Origin of the sequence: Flavobacterium swingsii (assembly GCF_900111965.1) — a bacterium.
In the GTDB taxonomy this organism is placed as follows: domain Bacteria; phylum Bacteroidota; class Bacteroidia; order Flavobacteriales; family Flavobacteriaceae; genus Flavobacterium; species Flavobacterium swingsii.
In genome coordinates, this window is record NZ_FOJT01000006.1 from 1 (window position 1) to 15,063 (window position 15,063).

General features: G+C 31.7%; 13 protein-coding genes and 1 rRNA gene. 10 read left to right on the plus strand and 4 right to left on the minus strand.

The genetic code is table 11. The features are described 5' to 3' along the window. Nucleotides 1-213 precede the first annotated feature (213 nt). Together rrf and BM053_RS10700 are read left to right on the plus strand one after the other, a co-directional pair. A 5S ribosomal RNA gene (rrf, locus tag BM053_RS10695) occupies nucleotides 214-323 on the plus strand. A gap of 373 nt (nucleotides 324-696) precedes the next feature. Then, nucleotides 697-1,197 carry a CAP domain-containing protein gene (locus BM053_RS10700; protein ID WP_091476687.1) on the plus strand — a complete coding sequence of 167 codons (501 nt, stop codon included), beginning with the start codon at nucleotides 697-699 and terminating at the stop codon, nucleotides 1,195-1,197. A gap of 262 nt (nucleotides 1,198-1,459) precedes the next feature. On the opposite strand, the gene hutI is transcribed toward BM053_RS10700, so the two are convergent. Next, nucleotides 1,460-2,695 carry an imidazolonepropionase gene (gene hutI, locus BM053_RS10705; protein WP_091477275.1) on the minus strand — a complete coding sequence of 412 codons (1,236 nt, stop codon included), beginning with the start codon at nucleotides 2,693-2,695 and terminating at the stop codon, nucleotides 1,460-1,462. Between the two features lie 70 nt (nucleotides 2,696-2,765). On the opposite strand from hutI, the gene corA reads away from it, so the two are divergent. The 6 genes from corA to BM053_RS10735 all read left to right on the plus strand — a co-directional run bounded on the left by corA (nucleotide 2,766) and on the right by BM053_RS10735 (nucleotide 8,113). Further along, nucleotides 2,766-3,836 carry a magnesium/cobalt transporter CorA gene (gene corA, locus BM053_RS10710; RefSeq protein ID WP_091477675.1) on the plus strand — a complete coding sequence of 357 codons (1,071 nt, stop codon included), beginning with the start codon at nucleotides 2,766-2,768 and terminating at the stop codon, nucleotides 3,834-3,836. A gap of 23 nt (nucleotides 3,837-3,859) precedes the next feature. After that, the gene (locus tag BM053_RS10715; protein ID WP_091477276.1) at nucleotides 3,860-4,552 is read left to right on the plus strand and encodes a DUF1003 domain-containing protein; all 693 of its coding nucleotides are present in this window, start codon (nucleotides 3,860-3,862) and stop codon (nucleotides 4,550-4,552) included. Nucleotides 4,553-4,710: 158 nt separating this feature from the next. Beyond that, nucleotides 4,711-5,613 carry a retron St85 family effector protein gene (locus BM053_RS10720; RefSeq protein WP_091477278.1) on the plus strand — a complete coding sequence of 301 codons (903 nt, stop codon included), beginning with the start codon at nucleotides 4,711-4,713 and terminating at the stop codon, nucleotides 5,611-5,613. 192 nt (nucleotides 5,614-5,805) lie between these two features. Further along, nucleotides 5,806-6,765, plus strand: a complete 960-nt coding sequence (locus BM053_RS10725) for a retron St85 family RNA-directed DNA polymerase (RefSeq protein ID WP_091477280.1) — start codon at nucleotides 5,806-5,808, stop codon at nucleotides 6,763-6,765. 271 nt (nucleotides 6,766-7,036) lie between these two features. After that, on the plus strand, nucleotides 7,037-7,495 hold the full coding sequence (locus BM053_RS10730) for an SRPBCC family protein (RefSeq protein ID WP_091477282.1): 459 nt from the start codon (nucleotides 7,037-7,039) through the stop codon (nucleotides 7,493-7,495). Between the two features lie 180 nt (nucleotides 7,496-7,675). Next, on the plus strand, nucleotides 7,676-8,113 hold the full coding sequence (locus tag BM053_RS10735; RefSeq protein ID WP_091477284.1) for a VOC family protein: 438 nt from the start codon (nucleotides 7,676-7,678) through the stop codon (nucleotides 8,111-8,113). 95 nt (nucleotides 8,114-8,208) lie between these two features. Here the strand turns inward: BM053_RS10735 and fumC are convergent, their stop codons facing one another. From fumC to arsC, 3 genes are all read right to left on the minus strand, one after another. Beyond that, on the minus strand, nucleotides 8,209-9,606 hold the full coding sequence (gene fumC, locus BM053_RS10740; protein WP_091477286.1) for a class II fumarate hydratase: 1,398 nt from the start codon (nucleotides 9,604-9,606) through the stop codon (nucleotides 8,209-8,211). Nucleotides 9,607-10,147: 541 nt separating this feature from the next. Next, nucleotides 10,148-12,619 carry a TonB-dependent receptor gene (locus tag BM053_RS10750; RefSeq protein ID WP_091477290.1) on the minus strand — a complete coding sequence of 824 codons (2,472 nt, stop codon included), beginning with the start codon at nucleotides 12,617-12,619 and terminating at the stop codon, nucleotides 10,148-10,150. A gap of 65 nt (nucleotides 12,620-12,684) precedes the next feature. Further along, entirely contained in the window at nucleotides 12,685-13,026 is a 342-nt protein-coding gene (gene arsC / locus BM053_RS10755) for an arsenate reductase (glutaredoxin) (protein WP_091477677.1), read from the minus strand. 59 nt (nucleotides 13,027-13,085) lie between these two features. Here arsC and BM053_RS10760 point away from each other — a divergent pair, with 59 nt between their 5' ends. Continuing rightward, nucleotides 13,086-14,018 (plus strand): CPBP family intramembrane glutamic endopeptidase, encoded by a 933-nt coding sequence (locus BM053_RS10760; protein WP_091477292.1) that lies wholly within the window; start codon nucleotides 13,086-13,088, stop codon nucleotides 14,016-14,018. Beyond that, a complete protein-coding gene (locus tag BM053_RS10765) occupies nucleotides 14,011-15,060 on the plus strand; it encodes an AMP-binding protein (RefSeq protein ID WP_091477294.1) in 1,050 nt (349 codons plus the stop codon). Before BM053_RS10760 ends, BM053_RS10765 begins: the two co-directional genes overlap by 8 nt. Nucleotides 15,061-15,063: the final 3 nt, after the last annotated feature.

Sequence of the window (15,063 nt, forward strand, 5' to 3'; positions counted from 1 at the left end):
TAGGCTATAGGTGTAAAGGCAGTAATGTCATAGCCGAGTAGTACTAATAACCCGTAAGCTTATGTACAAACTTTTCCCCGCCTCGGCGGGGAAGAAACTTTCTAAATAAATACTTCTTTATCTCAGTATGTTAAGATATTGTCCAATTGATAATTAACAATGTATAATTGCTAATTAACTTTGGAAATAATTGCCAAAGCAATTATAACCTCTTAAGGTGGTTATTGCGGCGGGGCTCACCTCTTCCCATCTCGAACAGAGAAGTTAAGCCCGCCTGCGCAGATGGTACTGCATTTTTGTGGGAGAGTATGTCGTCGCCTTTCTTTAAGAAAACCCTATCCAAATCGGATAGGGTTTTTTATTTTTTATAGGATTGACGTGTTCGCCTAACGGCTCGATTCGTCGTATTCCGATAGCTATCGGAACTTTTAAAAACCCCTATCCAATTCGGATAGGGGTTTTTGTTTATAAGAGGTTTTTTCTAATATGGTTTTCTATAATTTATAGATAATATGTTTTGTTTTACCGACGAATAACAGAATATTATTATTGCTATACCGCAAGAATTTATTTACTAATCAGTTGAATATTAACAGTTTGACGATTTTATTAGGTGTTTAATCGATTTTAATTGTAATGTTGTCCTGTCTAAACGTAACAAGTGGGTTTGGATACAACAACACAAATAATCTGATTATGAGAAGTACTTTATCAAAAATTGTTTTTTTAGTTTTAGTTTCTATTTCTATTGTTTCTTGTTCTAAAGAAGAGGCTGTTAGTGCTCCTGCTGTAGATATGTCTCAGGTCAGCGCAAAATATACTTATACTACTGAAGAAACACAAGTGTTGACTTTAGTAAACAACTATAGAGCCAGTATTGGTAAAAATACATTAGAAAAAATAGATTATATCTCTATCAAATCGGAAGAGCATGACAATTATATGATATCAACTGGAACGGTAAGCCATAATTATTTTCAGGATCGTTATGAGAACTTAGTTCAGGTGATTGGCGCAAAGAATGTAGCTGAGAATTTGGCTTATAATTATAGTACTCCAGAGGGTGTAGTAAACGCATGGTTAAACAGTGCATCGCACAAAGTGAATATTGATGGTGATTTTACCCATTTTGGAATTGCGATTAGAACCAACAGCGATGGAAAAAGATACTACACGAATATATTTGTGAAAAAATAAAGAGAGTTTGTTTTTAGTTTGTTTGATAAAAAAAATGCTTTAGTTGGGAAACTAAAGCATTTTTTATGGTTTATTGGTTTGTCTTTTGGAACGAGGATGAAACGGATTTAAACGGATTTTTTGTTTTGTGTGGGAATTTTGAATGTTGAAGTTTCGTCCGCGTGAGGGATAGCAGCGGAAATCCTTTAGTTTTTTTCTTTAAAAAACTAAAGATTGTAGCGGAGAGCCCGACCCTTGTGGTCACGCCCAAAAAAATAGGTAATTAAATAGCTTTTCCTTCAATAAAAACGGTTTCGATTAGATTACTGGTAAACGAGTAAGCCATTTCGTAATAGGTTGTTAGCGGTTTTGTAATGATAATATTCGCACTTTTTCCTTTTGTAATGCTTCCGTGAGTTTGAGAAATTCCCATAGCATAAGCGCCGTTTATTGTTGCGGCATTTATGGCTTCTTCTGGCGTCATTTTCATTTTTATACAGGCGGTTGCGACAACAAAGTTCATATTTCCTGATGGTGTAGTTCCTGGATTATAATCGGTGGCGAGGGCAAGTGGTAATCCTGCCGCCATCATTTTTCGTGCTGGAGTGTAAGGAATACTAATAAAATAGGAGCAACTAGGTAAAGCAACTGGCATGGTTTTGCTTCCTTTTAGGTCTTCGATATCTTCGTCGGTTACGATTTCGAGATGATCGACAGAAAGCGCTTCGTATTTTACACAAGCTTTGATTCCGTTGATGGCTGTAAACTGATTGACATGAATTTTTGGAATCAAACCATATTTTTTTCCTGCTTCCATGATTTTTTCGGTTTCTTGTACCGAAAAATAACCAGTTTCTAAAAAAGTATCAATATAATCTGCTAATTTTCCTTCTGAAATTTTAGGTAACATTTCATTAATAATCAAATCGATATAAGCCGCATGATTTTCTTTATATTCGGTAGGAAATGCGTGTGCTCCAAGAAAGGTTGCTTTTATTTTTATAGGATAATTTGCAGCCAATTTTCGGATTACTCGAAGCATTTTTAGTTCTCCATCGACTGTGAGTCCGTAACCAGATTTTATTTCGACCGCACCAGTTCCTTGTTGCATGATTTCTTCTAAACGAACTTTCGATTGGTTGTAAATATCTTCTTCGTTGGTTTCATTCAGTTTTTTAGCAGAATTTAAGATTCCACCGCCACGATTGGCAATTTCTTCATAACTCAAACCATTTATTCTATCTACAAATTCCTGAATTCGATTGCCTGCGTACACAATATGAGTATGGCTATCGCACCAAGTTGGTAAAACGGTTTTTCCTGTCGCATCAATAGTTTGATCAGCTTTAATTGTAGGACAATTAGCCATCGAACCAAAATCGGCAATTAGATTATCTTCTATTAATAAAAAAGCATTGTCAATTTTGGGTAAAATTGCCATTTCGGCACCAGAAACTTTATCGATAGGATTGTCTCGAACTTGAAGTAACTCTTTTATATTGATGATTAGTGTTTGCATTGAAAATAATTTTTGTAAAAATAATCTTTGATTTTTAAAAACGGCTATCTTTATGTCAAATTATTATAAGGTGCGAAAAATAAAATACAAAAAAGGAAAAAAAGTTGTTCCTACATTTTTAGAATATACAGGTCGTCATAAAAATGTTGCTACAGAAATGCAATTATTTGTATATGACAGTGAAAATTTGACGGAATGTGCCGATCATAAATGCCAAGATTTACTTTCGATAGTCGATTTTAACAAAGTAAATTGGTTAAATATTCACGGGTTAAATGAAACTACGGTTATAAAAGAAGTTGGAGATTTCCTGAAGGTTGATAATTTTATGTTGGGTGATATTTTAAATACCACAAAACGAACCAAACTAGATGAATACCATGATGTTTTATTCTTTAATGTCAAATCGTTATTGCCAATAGAAAATACGGACAATATAAATGTAGAACAAATTAGTTTTTTACTTAAAAACGGAATTTTATCTTCTTTTCAGGAAAAAAAGAGCGATTTTTTTACTCATATTAGAGAAAGAATCCGAACGCATTCTGGAATTGTAAGAGAGAAAAAAGCAGATTATTTACTGTATTTGTTGCTAGATGCGATTATGGAAAATTTCTATATTACTATCGAAAATGAAGAAGATAGGGTAGAAGCATTAATTAATTTATCTAAAACAAATACCAAACCAGAGATTTTAGAACAAATAGAAAAACATCGCGATAATTTTAATTTTCTGAAACGTTCTATCATTCCTTTGCGAGATTCCTTATATTCTATAAAAAGTATGAAAGACGATAATGTTTTTAATGCAATTGAAAAGGAAAACTATAGTTTTTTTGATCGTTTGCATCAAAAATGTTTAGAACTTTTAGAGCAAATAGAATACGATATTACCACGTTAGATAGTGCTTCGAATTTCTATTTTTCGGCACAAAGCCATAAGATGAATGAGATTATGAAAACCCTAACAGTTGTTTCGGTTTTCTTTATGCCACTTACATTTATAGTAGGAGTTTATGGTATGAATTTTGAAAATATGCCCGAATTGAAGTGGGAATACGGTTATTTTTATGTTCTGGCTGGTATGTTTGGATTATTTGTAGGTATGATTCTTTATTTTAAATGGAAAAAGTGGTACTAAATTTTCTAACACAATTATTTTAGATGAAAACATTCGTAAGCGCAATTTCAGAAAAAGAATTCCCAATTATCGATAGGATAAAAGGAAATATGATACGAAAATCTATTTTAGATTTTATACAAAAAGAACACCCAAACTTTACCGAAAATGACGAAATAGCGATTAGCGAACTCAATTTGTTTCGAGAAAAATATATTGCAGGATTTCTATTGCAAGAAGTTAGCGACTTAAATTCATTAGAGAAAAAAGTTTTCGACGCTGTTCAGAGCGAAACTACACTAACCAACAAACTCGATTTAGACACTAAAAAATACACTTTCGGACAGCAACTTGCCGACAATGTGGCTAAGTTTGGTGGAAGCTGGACCTTTATAATATCGTTTGTAATTTTCCTTATGATTTGGATTTTTGTAAACTTTTTTATTTTTATAAATAAAGGATTCGACCCGTATCCGTTTATATTACTAAACCTGATTTTGTCCTGTATTGCTGCGCTACAAGCACCTGTAATCATGATGAGTAACAACCGTCAGGAAGAAAAAGATCGCGAACGAGCCAAAAATGATTATATGATTAACCTAAAATCGGAGCTCGAAATTAGAATGCTTCATGAGAAAATAGACCATCTAATCATGCACCAAGAGCAAGCACTTATCGAGATTCAGAAAGTACAAATAGATATGATGAATGATATTTTGACTCGGATTGAGAAGTAAATTATATTTAAAAAATATTTTATAACCGAATTTAGTTTTATTTTTAACAAGTTTAGGATTACATTTGGAAAGTAAATAATTGCGAAAAGCTAACCTGGATAGATTATTGAGATGAAATATTTATACATACAAGTTAGTCGTTATTTTGAGCATGAAATATGAAAAAAGTAGAAGAAATATCAAATGAAGATTGTATAAAACTCTCAACTAAAATTAGAGAAGATATTTATACGCCTGCAAATAGTTTTAAAACTACAATTTTTTTGTGTGGAGCGGATATTCTACAAAAAGATAAAATACGATTTAAAATTGCCGAAGAAATAAAAAGCGGTTGGAGATCTTCAAGATATTACGATATTATTTATCCAGAAGACATCTTTGATGAGTTGCTTTATAGTTCAAAAAAAAGAGATTTATTATCCTTAGAGGCTTTATTAGCAGAAAGCGTTGATGCAATTGTTTTAATTCCAGAAAGTCCAGGTTCATTTGCTGAGTTGGGAGCATTTGCAAATGATGAAAAATTAAGAAAAAAACTAATTTGTTTAGTTGATAAAAAATATCAAAAAGACAAAAGTTTTATAAATCAAGGACCTTTAAATCTTGTAAAAAAAGAAAATAATAAAGGATTAATTTTTATAGATCCAAATGATATAAAAAGTGAAATGGATAAAATATATAAATCATTAAGGATTATGAAAAAATCCAGTTTGAAAATCAATGATAAAATTTCATTACTACAAATTGACAATTTTATATTACCATCAATATATTTATTAGAACCAATTTCAAAAGATACTTTAATTCAACTTGTTAAAGAAGCATCTAAAGATGAGATAAATTCTTTTCAAATTACAACAACAGCTTTAACAATTCTAACTAAAAAACGCCATATTGAGTTAACTACTAATGGATATAAATTAACAACTTTGGGTGTTGAAACATTTTTAAAGTTTAAAATTTCGAGTAGAAGAAATAAAATAAATAATAAAACAACACATATAGATAATTTAAGATTAGAAATACTAAATTTAAAAAATAGAAAAAAGAAATTAAAGGTATAGGGAGAAAAATTTTAGACGCGATTTGTATTTATATATTTCAGCGAGTGGTTGTTGTTCCGACAACCGAGTTTTAAACTCATTTTTATAATCGCAAATTTTAAATTAGAAAATCCGGTAGGTTTGCTAATTTAAATTTCACTCAAATGTTATGAAGTAAAATATTTCCCTATAACCTTTTCTTAAATAATTAATATGAGTAAATCAGAAATTATAAAACTAAATATGCTTGGATTACCAGTAATCCAAACAATTGATGATTTTTCTTTAATTACACATATTTCTAATTATACAATATTTCAACTTTCAAAAAATTCAGATAATTATTATAAAACTTACGATATTCCAAAAAAGTCTGGTAGACCAAGACAAATATGTCAACCAAGTAGAAAATTAAAAGGTTTTCAATCTTGGATATTAGTTAACATTTTGGACAAAACAAAAGTTTCAAGTTCGTGTAAAGGTTTTGAGAAAAAAACTTCAACATTAGATAATGCTTTGCCTCATAAAGGAGCAAATACTATTTTAACTATAGATTTAAAGGATTTTTTTCCAACCATTACAAGTAAGCAAGTATTCAACGTTTTCAAAACTTTAGGTTATAATAATTTAATTTCAACAATCTTTACAAATATTTGTACTTATAAAGGATTTTTACCACAAGGAAGTCCTTGCTCACCCAAACTTGCAAATTTATCGGCTTGGATGCTTGATTTAAGAATTCAAGGTTATGTAGGTAAACGAGGTATTAATTATACTCGCTATGCGGATGACTTATCATTTTCAGGTTTAAATCCTTCAAATGTTGTAAATATTTATCCAATGATAAAAACAATAGTCGAAAGTGAAAAATTTAAAATAAATAATTCTAAAACAAGAGTTGCAAGTTCTGCAAGAGCAAAAATTGTGACTGGATTAGTAATTTCGGATGAAAAAATTGGAATTGGAAAACAAAAATATAAAAATGTTAGGGCAAAAATTCATCATTTAACTTTGCCAAGTGAAATGGGAAATGTAAAATTATTAAATGAAGTTGGTGGTTGGCTTTCCTACTTAAATAGCGTTGATAAAGAACGATTATCTAAAGCAAGAAAATATATAAATGAATTACATAAAAAAAATCCTAAATCAATGATACAATATTTAGTAAAATAAGCAACAATTAAACAGTCTTTTGACAAGATTGGGTAACTATAAAGCCAAAAACAAAAGCCTGTAATTCTCATTACAGGCTTTTTATATAATTGTAAATATTATTTTAAGCTTCCAACCATTTCTTCTGGTTTTACCCAAGCATCAAAATCTTCGGCAGTTACATAACCCAAACGAACTGATAATAAATCACAAAAAGTTATTGAAGCATTTTGCAAAATGACTAAATTTGATATTAAAAAAATAATTAACACTTAAAGGAATAAAGCAAGCAATGCAAAAATTACAATTTAAAAAAGAAATAAACGCATCAGCTCAAAAAGTATATGAAACGATGCTGGGCTTAAAGAACAAAGCCACTTACGAATATTGGACAGCAACTTTTAACCCTACTTCTACTTATGAGGGTAGTTGGAACAAAGGAAACAAAATCCTTTTTGTAGGAATAGATGAAAATGGTAAAAAAGGGGGAATGGTTTCGGAAATTGCAGAACACAAACCTGCCAATTTTATTTCCATTCGTCATTACGGATTTTTGGACGGAGATACCGAAGTAACCACAGGCGAACAGGTAGAAAAATGGACAGGCGGACACGAAAATTACAGCTTTCAGGAAAATAACGGCATTACAACCGTAACCGTGGAGATGGATACTATTGATGAATATTTGGATTACTTCAATAACACTTATCCAAAAGCATTGGATAAATTAAAAGAAATTTCAGAACAGTAAAAAAGAACAGTAAAAAAGAACAGTAAAAAAGAACAGTAAAAAAGAACAGATAATAACTGACCAAAAGCGACACAAAAACCAACAACAAACAGATAATAAATCATAAAAAGTTATTGAAGCATTTTGCAAAATGACTAAATTTGATATTAAAAAAATAATTAACACTTAAAGGAATAAATTATGGCACTTATCAATCCTTATTTAAACTACAACGGAAATGCCGAAGAAGCATTCAATTTTTACAAATCAGTTTTTGGTGGTGAGTTCGCAAAAGTCATGCGTTTCAAAGACATGTCAAGCCCTGAGTTTCCAGTATCGGAAAGCGAAGCAAATAAAATAATGCACATTGCTTTACCTATTGGCAAAAATATTTTAATGGCCAATGACGTTCCAGCAAGTATGGGACGAACAAATGAAAACGAAAACAGGTCTAAGATATCTATTAGTGCAGAAAGTCGTGAAGAAGCCGATAAATTATTCAACGGACTTTCAGCAGGCGGACAAATTGAAATGCCTATTTCCGACAGTCCTTGGGGTTCTTATTTTGGTATGTTTAGAGACAAATACGGAATTGAATGGATGGTAGATTTTGACCCAAATTATAAAGGACAAATTTAATCTGAATACAAAGTTGGTTTTCACCTAAATTATTAATAACGTAAAAAAGCCTGTAATTCTCATTACAGGCTTTTATTATTATTAGGAATCAGCTATTATTTTAAACTTCCAACCATTTCTTCTGGTTTTACCCAAGCATCAAAATCTTCGGCAGTTACATAACCCAAACGAACTGATTCTTCTTTTAGCGTCGTTCCGTTTTTGTGTGCTGTTTGTGCAATTTCGGCCGCTTTGTAGTAACCAATTTTTGTGTTAAGAGCCGTAACAAGCATTAATGAGTTGTTTACCAATTCTTCAATTCTTTTGTAGTTAGGTTCTATTCCTTGTGCGCAATGTTCGTCGAAAGACATACAAGCATCTCCTAACAATCTTGCCGATTGTAAGAAATTGGCAGCCATGAGTGGTTTGAAAACATTCAACTCATAATGTCCTTGCATTCCTCCTACAGAAATTGCAACATCGTTACCCATAACTTGCGCGCAAACCATAGTTAATGCTTCGCATTGCGTTGGGTTTACTTTTCCTGGCATGATAGACGATCCTGGCTCATTTTCTGGGATTAAGATTTCTCCAATTCCTGAGCGTGGTCCTGAAGCCAACATACGCACATCATTTGCAATTTTGTTTAACGAAACTGCTAGTTGTTTTAGTGCTCCGTGAGTTTCTACAATAGCATCATGTGCTGCTAATGCTTCAAATTTGTTGGGTGCCGTTACAAATGGGTGACCTGTAAATTTGGCAATATATTCGGCAACTTTTACGTCATATCCTGCTGGTGTATTTAGTCCTGTTCCTACTGCTGTTCCACCAAGTGCTACTTCAGATAAGTGAGCCAATGTATTTTTTACTGCTTTTAAACCGTAGTTCAATTGTGCTACGTAACCAGAAATTTCTTGACCTAATGTTAGTGGTGTCGCATCCATAAGGTGTGTACGACCAATTTTTACTACATTATTATATGCTGTTGCTTTTGCTTGTAAAGTATCACGTAATTTTTCTACTCCTGGAATGGTGATTTCTACTACCGATTTGTAAGCTGCAATATGCATTCCTGTTGGATACGTATCGTTAGATGATTGTGATTTGTTTACATCATCATTGGCTTTTATAAATTGTTCGCCTTCGCCAATTTTGTGTCCTGCTAAAACTTGCGCACGATTAGCCACAACTTCATTTACGTTCATATTACTTTGTGTTCCCGAACCTGTTTGCCAGATTACAAGTGGAAACTCATCGTCTAATTTTCCGGCTAATATTTCGTCGCAAACCGCTGCAATGGCATCACGTTTGTCTGTTGGTAAAGCGCCTAAATCGCAATTTGCAAAAGCGGCTGCTTTTTTTAAGTAAGCAAAACCTTGTATAATTTCTTTTGGCATCGATGCCGATGGACCAATCTTGAAGTTGTTTCTTGAACGTTCTGTTTGAGCTCCCCAGTATTTGTTTGCTGGAACTTGTACTTCGCCCATTGTGTCTTTTTCTATTCTGTATTCCATTTTTTTGTTGATTTGTTTATTCGGTTATGTGTTTATTTGGTTTTTAGCCCAGATTGAAACGGAAATCCTTTTGCTTTTTTCTTTAGAAAGCAAAAGATTGAAGTGTAAAGCTGGAAATAGCTTCTAAAAAAAAGCTTGACAAAAATAATGATTCTTACTTGCTTAAAAAAATGTATTAAAATAAATTTCTAAATATTATTGGTAAAAAGAATAATTACATTTACATTTGTTGAGTATTAAAAAATTACGATTTATCATGGTTGAATTTCCACAGTATTTAGGTTTCATACTTTTCTTAACCGTTCTAACTATAGGTTTTTGGTTATTGTTTTTCCTTGTAGGATTTGTTCAGTACTGGATTGGCGGTGCTTTATGGGAATTGTATAAAGAGAAAAGAGCTAAGAAACAGGAAGAGTCTAAGTAATTAGGTTCTTTACAAAATAAAAAAACCACGCTATTAGCGTGGTTTTTTGTTACTATAAAGTTGAAAGTCATTGTCGATTAGCACAAGGCTTTATGACTTTATGACTTTCCTCTATTTTTACCCCATATTTTCGCCTTCACCATTTTCATTTTGTTTTGGCTTATTGTCTTTATCGGTTTTCTTTTTGTTGAAACGGTACGTAAAGGAGAGTGTAAATTGTCTTTGTCTCCATTGCATTTCGCTGTTTGAGTTTACTGTTGGTAGTTGCAAATCTTGTATTCTTTTTCGAGAATTGAAAACGTCACTTACGTTGAACGAGATAGTTCCCATATCTTTTAGCACGTCTTTACTAAAAGCAACATTTGCAGCAGCAATTCCTTTTATTGTTCCTTGACGGTATTTTTGAGGAGCATTATAGGTTGCATTGGTTTGCCATTCGATTTTATATGGCAAAGTTATTTTTGATGTTATTCTGGTAAACCATGTGTTGGCATTATAATCGAAGTTTTGTACCACTAAATTGTTTGCGCTATTTACATAAGAATAATCGCCTGTGGTTTTACTATTAAAGAAGTTGAAATTTCCGTTTAGTTTCCACCATTTTTTGAAAGCGTAGTTTAAAGTAAATTCGAAACCAGTTTTATCTTCAATTGCTAAGTTGAATGGTGTGTTGATGATTACAGGAACACCATTTATAAAATCGCCACGCTCTTTTCGTACTACTTGGAACGAGTTTGTAGTATGATTAAAATAAGCAGATGTGCTTAATGTTACTTTATCCCATTTTTTTAAATATCCTAAATCGTAAGCATCGCTCAATGCTGGATTGATGTCTGGATTTCCTTGAAATAAGTTGATATTACTCGTATAAGAAGCAAACGGATTGATAAAACGGTCTCTTGGTCTGTTAATTCGTTTGCTATAATTTAATGAAATATTACTGTTTTCAGATACTTCGTAAGTTAAGAAAGCACTTGGAAAGAAATTTTCGTAATTTTTAGTTTTATAAATGTTTGATGTCAATTGATTTACTTCGATATTAGAATTTTCATAACGAACACCAAATAAATAAGAAAACTTATTAATTTTTGAACCAAATTGCGTGTACATAGCATTTACATTTTCTTTGTATGCTAAAATGTTTGTAAATGCAGTAATATTTGTAAACGGGCTTGTAGGAGTAGCTCTTTCTTGAACTTGATAATCGGCAAGTAAATCGACATAATTACCTCTAAAACCAGCTTCTAATCGAGAGTTTTTTCCAATAGGCAAAACATAATCCGCTTGAATAAGGTTTCTATTTTGTTTGTTGACTTTTTTGGTATTTTCTGAAGAAACAAAAGTATTGGTTTCTAGAATTGTACCTTCAATACCTGAGAAGTCATTGTCTTTATCTTGCGAAAAGGCACCGTCAATACTTAATTGATGCCCATCTTTTTTAAATTTTGTGATAAAATTTGTGGTGTATTCTATATTTTCGCTATTAGATATTAAATCATTAAATCTTTGTCCTGTATTGATGAATGATTTGCTTCCGTCATAATTATAATACAATACATTTTCTTTGTTTCCACCTTTATTTTGGCGGTAACTTAAGGCATTTGTCCATGAGGTTTGTTTGTCTAAAAACAGTTCGATACCAAAATTTACATTAACTCCTTGGCCAAACCTTTTACTATCACGTCTTTCTTCAAGGTATGATTTTAGACTTCCGTCAGGATTTAGATTCTCTTGATCAATTTTTGTATTCCCAGGAGTTTTACGTTTGTTATAACCTATGGTTGTAAACAAATTAAATTGTTCGCTTTTTAGGTTAATATTTGCCGAAGCGCTTGAGTTTTCTGGTTCTCCAGCCGATACGATAAATGTTCCGTTAAGTCCTTGGTTTTTTCCTTTTTTTAGAATGATATTTATAATTCCGCCACCACCTTCGGCATCATAACGAGCAGATGGATTGGTAACAACTTCTACTTTGTCTATAGCATCGGCAGAAACAAGTCGCAAAGCATCGCTCACATTAATTGCGCTCGATGGTTTTCCATCTATTAATATTCTTACGTTTTCGTTACCACGAAGGCTTACAGTTCCTTCGGCACTTACTGCAACCGATGGTACATTGTCTAAAACATCACTCACGGTTCCACCTCTTACTAAAATATCTTTCCCAACATTATATACTTTTTTGTCTAGTTTGATATCGACAGTAGTTTTTTCGCCACGAATTTCGACAGCATCTAATTTTTGCGCATCATCTTCTAAAGAAATGGTACCTAGATTTGTATTGGAATTAAATGTTTGATTTTTAAGTTCGATAGTTTTAAAAGAAATATACTCATATCTCACATCATAAGTTCCAGCGTTTATTTCGATAGAAAATGCTCCTTTATTATCTGTGATTCCGCCAGAAACTGCTTGTGTAGTATTTGGTTTTCTAAAGGTAATTGTAGCGTATTCTAAAGGTAAAGAAGTCGTTTTTTCGATTAGTTTACCAGTAATGGTAATTTTTTTACTTTCCGGCTTTAGTTGCGCAAAAAGGGTCGAAATACTTATTAAAAATAGTAATACAAAGGCTTTTTTAGTAGAAATCATAATTTGACATTTATCAATTGCAAAAATAATATGCAAATAATTTATTTCTGCCAAAGTATTGTTAATTAAAGTATTTCGTTAATTCTCTCCGTTGGTCTTGCAATTACGGCTTTATCTCCATTTACAATAATGGGTCTTTCTATGAGTTTCGGATTGTCAATCATCGCTTGAATGATTTCGTCATCAGACAGATTTTTGTTTTTATAATCTGATATCCAGATGCTTTCTTTTTTTCGAACCAAGTCTATTGGAGAAATATTTAATTTTCGGAGTAATTCTTTCAGCTCATCTTTGGTAGGGATGTTTTCAAGATAATTGACAACTTGAAAATCTTCTTTTGTGTTTTCTAAAAAACAAACACCTTCTCTAGATTTAGAACAACGGGAATTATGGTAAATGGTAATCATATTTTTAGCTATATTTGGAATATTAATTAAGAAATACAAATCTAACAATTAAATAATACATGTTTATAGAACAAGCTTACAAAGGAAATAATACTTGGTGGAGAGTGCTAATAACCGCTGCCATAACAATGGGCATTTTTATTATGAATTTTATTATGTTTTTAATTGTATCTAAAGAAGATATGGCAAAAACTTATGATTTGATGAAGCAACTCCCAAAAAATTTATCGCTTTTTATTAACTTATTGCCTTTTGTCTTTTTGTTAGGAATTTTGTTTTTGTTGGTATATTTTCTTCATGAAAGGAGTATTTTGTCCTTAACAACATCTAGAAAAAAAGTTGATTATAAAAGGATTTTATTCTCGTTTGGTTTAATCGTTTTTATTTCTTTAGCCAGTTTTGTTGTTTCTTATCAAATGGATAGTTCTAATATAAAATGGAATTTTAATCCTATAAATTTCTCCATATTATTTGTTCTCAGCTGCTTATTATTACCATTTCAAATTGGCTTAGAAGAATATTTATTTAGAGGTTTTTTAATGCAACAAGTAGGAATAGTTGTTAAAAACAGATGGTTTCCGTTGGTTCTTACTTCCGTTTTATTCGGATTGTTTCATAGCGCAAATCCTGAAGTTGCCGAAATGGGATTTGGTGTGATGACATTTTATATCGGAACAGGTTTTTTATTGGGAATTATGACACTTATGGACGAAGGATTAGAACTGTCATTAGGATTTCATTTAGGAAATAATTTAATCGCAGCGACATTAATAACTTCCGATTTTTCAGCATTGCAAACCGATGCAGTTTTTAAATATTCTGGCGTTCAAAACCCAAATGATATGCTAACTGAAATGATAATTTCTATAGTTATTACGTATCCAATCATCTTATTTATTTTGGCAAAAAAATACAATTGGACCAATTGGAAACAAAAATTAACTGGAAAAATAATAGCAATTCCAGAATTGGTAAACGTAGAAAATGACTAAACCAACCTACAAAAATGTTCATAATAAGTTTAAACTAAATGGTTTTCATTTTACCAAAGATGATCTTTGTCGTGTGGCTTTTAGTTATATAAAAGAAGGGACGGAACACGAAAAACCACTAGGTTCCTTTATTCTCGATTGGTTTGATGATAAATCTTATCTAGAAATTAAGACTTCCGGAACAACAGGAACACCAAAAATAATTCGAGTCGAAAAACAAGCTATGGTCAATTCGGCAGTAGCAACGGGTGATTTTTTCGAGCTAAAATCAGGTGATAAAGCCCTAAATTGTTTGTCTGTAAAATATATTGCAGGGAAAATGATGTTTGTTCGTGCTTTTATTTTGGGTTTAGATTTAGATTCTGTTGATCCAACTTCTGCACCAATGAATCGGAACGAAAATCAATATGATTTTGTAGCTATGGTTCCATTACAAGTCGAAAATTCGTTAACACAATTACATCAAATAAAGACATTGATTATTGGTGGTGCAAAAATAAATTTTGGTTTAGAAAAAAAACTAATTCAATCTAAATGTAACGCTTTCGAAACTTACAGCATGACCGAAACCGTTACGCATATTGCGGCCAAAAGAGTAGGAGAGAAGGCATTTACAACCTTACCAAATGTTTCAATTTCGCAAGATGATAGGGATTGTTTGGTTATTTCTGCTCCAAATTTGAATGCAAAAAATATAATTACAAATGATGTTATCGAATTAGTTTCTAACAATCAATTTATATGGTTGGGAAGACAAGATAATGTTATAAATAGTGGTGGAATAAAATTATTTCCAGAACAAATAGAAGCAAAGCTTTCAGAAAAAATTGCCAATAGATTTTTTGTTTCAGGAATTCCTGACGAAAAATTAGGCGAACAATTAATACTTTTTATCGAAGGAAATCCATACGAAATTGAATCTTCCCTTTTTGATGATTTAGATAAATATGAAAAACCAAAACAAATAAAATTCATTCCTCATTTCGCTGAAACCGAAACTGGAAAAATTAAAAGAAATGAAGTTATAGCTTCATTTTTATAAATC

Bases quoted from the DNA above. Each gene is read 5' to 3' on its own strand.
- BM053_RS10730 (WP_091477282.1), top strand. From the start codon at position 7,037: ATGCAAAAATTACAATTTAAAAAAGAAATAAACGCATCAGCTCAAAAA.
- BM053_RS10700 (WP_091476687.1), top strand. From the start codon at position 697: ATGAGAAGTACTTTATCAAAAATTGTTTTTTTAGTTTTAGTTTCTATT.
- BM053_RS10725 (WP_091477280.1), top strand. From the start codon at position 5,806: ATGAGTAAATCAGAAATTATAAAACTAAATATGCTTGGATTACCAGTA.
- BM053_RS10760 (WP_091477292.1), top strand. From the start codon at position 13,086: ATGTTTATAGAACAAGCTTACAAAGGAAATAATACTTGGTGGAGAGTG.
- BM053_RS10735 (WP_091477284.1), top strand. From the start codon at position 7,676: ATGGCACTTATCAATCCTTATTTAAACTACAACGGAAATGCCGAAGAA.
- hutI (WP_091477275.1), bottom strand. From the start codon at position 2,695: ATGCAAACACTAATCATCAATATAAAAGAGTTACTTCAAGTTCGAGAC.
- BM053_RS10750 (WP_091477290.1), bottom strand. From the start codon at position 12,619: ATGATTTCTACTAAAAAAGCCTTTGTATTACTATTTTTAATAAGTATT.
- BM053_RS10720 (WP_091477278.1), top strand. From the start codon at position 4,711: ATGAAAAAAGTAGAAGAAATATCAAATGAAGATTGTATAAAACTCTCA.
- arsC (WP_091477677.1), bottom strand. From the start codon at position 13,026: ATGATTACCATTTACCATAATTCCCGTTGTTCTAAATCTAGAGAAGGT.
- fumC (WP_091477286.1), bottom strand. From the start codon at position 9,606: ATGGAATACAGAATAGAAAAAGACACAATGGGCGAAGTACAAGTTCCA.
- BM053_RS10715 (WP_091477276.1), top strand. From the start codon at position 3,860: ATGAAAACATTCGTAAGCGCAATTTCAGAAAAAGAATTCCCAATTATC.
- BM053_RS10765 (WP_091477294.1), top strand. From the start codon at position 14,011: ATGACTAAACCAACCTACAAAAATGTTCATAATAAGTTTAAACTAAAT.